The 2,897-nt window shown below is 68.1% G+C and carries 1 protein-coding gene and 2 pseudogenes; 2 read left to right on the forward strand and 1 reads right to left on the reverse strand.

Annotation, left to right across the window (positions count from 1 at the left end):
• Positions 1-108: 108 nt before the first annotated feature.
• Positions 109-462, forward strand: a pseudogene (locus ACSLTV_RS35965) (helix-turn-helix domain-containing protein); the annotation flags it as partial.
• 115 nt (positions 463-577) lie between these two features.
• Here the strand turns inward: ACSLTV_RS35965 and ltrA are convergent.
• Complete coding sequence (gene ltrA, locus ACSLTV_RS35970; protein ID WP_435613719.1) at positions 578-2,047, reverse strand: group II intron reverse transcriptase/maturase; 1,470 nt, start codon at positions 2,045-2,047, stop codon at positions 578-580.
• Positions 2,048-2,639: 592 nt separating this feature from the next.
• On the opposite strand from ltrA, the pseudogene ACSLTV_RS35975 reads away from it, so the two are divergent.
• Positions 2,640-2,897, forward strand: a pseudogene (locus tag ACSLTV_RS35975) (transposase family protein); the annotation flags it as partial.

Here is a 2,897-nt window from a genome sequence, read left to right on the forward strand (position 1 = left end):
AGCCTTTTCCAACCTGGTTCTGGCGTGCGGCTGTTGGACTGACAACGTGGTGAAGCCCCTGGTAGATGGGTTTTCGACCAAGAGAACCGGCTCCACCAGAGGCTTCACGTGCTTGTCTACCCGTCGGGCGTCGACGTGTCCAGCTCCGCCCTTCGCTTCCTCACGCAGCAGCTGCGGCGCCACCGCCGCGCGATCGGCTCCCGGTGGCGGCGCCTGAGCGCCGGCCGCCAGGCCCTTCTCACCCTCGCCCACCTGCGGATGGGCCACACCTATGCCCAGCTCGGAGCCGGGTTCGGCATCGGCACCACGACGGCCTACCGCTACGTCACCGAAGCGGTCGAGCTCCTGGCCGCTCTCGCCCCCGGCCTGACCGACGCGGTGCGTACCGCTTCGGCGAAGGCGTACCTGATCCTGGACGGCACGCTCCTGCCCATCGACCGCATCGCCGCGGACCGGCCGTTCTGTTGAGTCGGCACGGAGCGCGGTGCCGATGTTGCCATCGGTCCGTTTCTCCGTGCCGCTCGCCGAACCCGGCGTGCGGCTCTCACCGCACCGGGCTCTCCACGGTCTCTGCCGTTCAAGCGTGGTTGAGTGTCCAGGGGTTGGGGATCGTGTTGCCCCGGTAGCGATAGCGGGTGACCGCGATCGAGACCATGGGGAACAGTTCGATCCCGTCCGCCGAGAGCTTGTGCCACCGGCCGTTGCGGTCAGTGAAGCGTCGGCGTACGTCCTTCCACCTCCAGCGGTGCAGCACCATCCACCAGCTGGTCACCCGTCGCCATACGAAGTGGTCCAGGGTTTTCAGCGTGGTCTTGCATACCGCGCGCTTGAAGTAGTTGCCCCAGCCGCGCAGAATCTGGTTGATCCTCTTCAGCACGGTCCCCGGGTCCTGCTGCGACGTTCTGTTCGTCAGGGCACGGACCTTGTCCTTCAGCTGCCGGATGGGCCTCTCGGCGATGAAGGTGTAGACGTACCACTTGTTCGAGCCCCGCTTGCGGCGCCACTGGATGTAGAACCCAAGGAAGTCGAACCCGTCCGACATGTGCACGATCTGAGTCTTGGCCGGTGACAGCCGCGGCCCGAGAGGGTGCAGAACGTCGGCGATGTCCTCGCGCAGGCGGGCGACGTCGTCGCGACAGCCGTCGACCAGGACGACGAAGGCGTCCGCGTAGCGGACGATGCGCCAGTTCGGGCGGCCGTGATGACGGTGGTGTGCCCGCCTGCCTCTGGTGGACATCCGCCCGCCCGGCTCCCATGGCTCCATCACGTGCTCGTCGAGCGCGGACAGAGCGATGTTCGCCAGGAGCGGGGAGAGGACGCCACCCTGCGGGGTGCCGGTGAAGGTCTCCTCGCGACTGCCGCCCTCGGTGAGGACTCCGGCCTTGAGGAACGCCTTGACCAGCCGCAGCACGCGCTTGTCCTTGACCCTCGCGCGCACTCGGTCCATGAGGGCCGTGTGGTCGATGGAGTCGAAGCACGCCTCGATGTCCGCGTCCAGCCCCCATCGATAGCCGTTGGTGCCGTAGCGGTGGATCTCGGCGATCGCGTCGTGTGCGCGCCGCATGGGCCTGAATCCGTAGGAGACCGGCAGAAAGTCGGCCTCGAAGATCGGCTCCAGCACCAGCTTGAGAGCTGCCTGGACCACCCGGTCGGAGACGGTCGGGATGCCGAGCTTGCGCACCTTCCCGCTCCCGCCAGGCTTGGGGATCTTGCGTTCGCGTACCGACAGCGGGCGGAATTCACCCGTCTTCAGTACGTGGCGCAGGTCCTCCAGGTAGCCCGGGAGGCCGAGTTCCCGCTCGACGTTGACAACGGTGAGGTCGTCGACGCCCGGGGTTCGGGCTCCCTTGTTGCTCGCGACCCGTTCGAACGCCACGAGCAGCGTCGCCGGGTCGCACACGAGGTTGAACAGATCGTCGAACCTGCGGCCGTCATCGGCCACCGCCCAACGGTGAAGCTTGGCCTGCATCCCCGATACCCGCTGCCGGGGCCCGAGTTGGGCATCGGTCAGCAGAGCACCGCCATTCGGCGGCGCGTCTTTCGGCATGGCAGCGTCCTTCCCTTCTCGATACCGCTGCCGCCCTTCCCCAAGTGCCGGGCTTTCCCCGGCTCGGAGTACTTCGGCGGCTCCGCCCCCTCCCGGTACGGTCGGCCGACGGTGGACCCAGCCCGTCGCCTGCGCTGGGCGCGCAGGTAGAGGGCAGCGCCGGGACGGTTCCCGTGTTCGCTCGCTGTTCGATCGTCGGAGTAGGAGCCCGGCTATGCCCCCGCGGCCTCGCCACGGCTACCCCGCAGCACTTCACCGTGGCCTCCCCGCGCGACCGAAATAGACCACCCGGAAAGTTCCCCGCCGGCCGAACATCCAGCAGGGACGCACCGCATCCAGCCCTCATCCACCAGGTTCGAGCTGGCGTGCCTTAAGGAGGCGTAGACGCCGGTTCCTCGCGTACTCCTCGCCGTCTCGCTTGCCGGACCGCACCATCTGGCAGTACTGGCACGTCCCGGCTTTGTCGGGGCTGCTTCCCGCCCTCCCCGGCACCTCCCGGTTCAGGCTGCCCCCAGCTTCAACCGCCCTGCTGCGACAGGGCGATGGCGGTGGTCTTTCACCTCCACTCGAACAGCAAGCGCCTCACGGCGCACACTCCGGCAAACACAAGAGGCACGGGATGAACGTGCAGGTGATCGCCGACCCCTTCGGTCGGCTGCTGTGGGCCTCACCGGCCCTGCCCGGTGCCGTCCACGATGTTCGCGCGGCCCGTGAACACGGCATCGTCGACCCCTCGCCGAGGCAGACATCCCGTGCTGGGCCGACAAGGGCTACCGAGGCGCCGGCGGCACCGTCCGCACCCCGTGCTGGGGACGATGGGACACCCTCTCCGCAGGCCAGCAGGCGGTCA

The sequence above is a fragment of the Streptomyces sp. bgisy159 genome (genome assembly GCF_965341775.1).
Lineage (GTDB): Bacteria > Actinomycetota > Actinomycetes > Streptomycetales > Streptomycetaceae > Streptomyces.

Coding starts and splice junctions, on each gene's coding strand:
- ltrA (WP_435613719.1), bottom strand. CDS start 2,047: ATGCCGAAAGACGCGCCGCCGAATGGCGGTGCTCTGCTGACCGATGCC.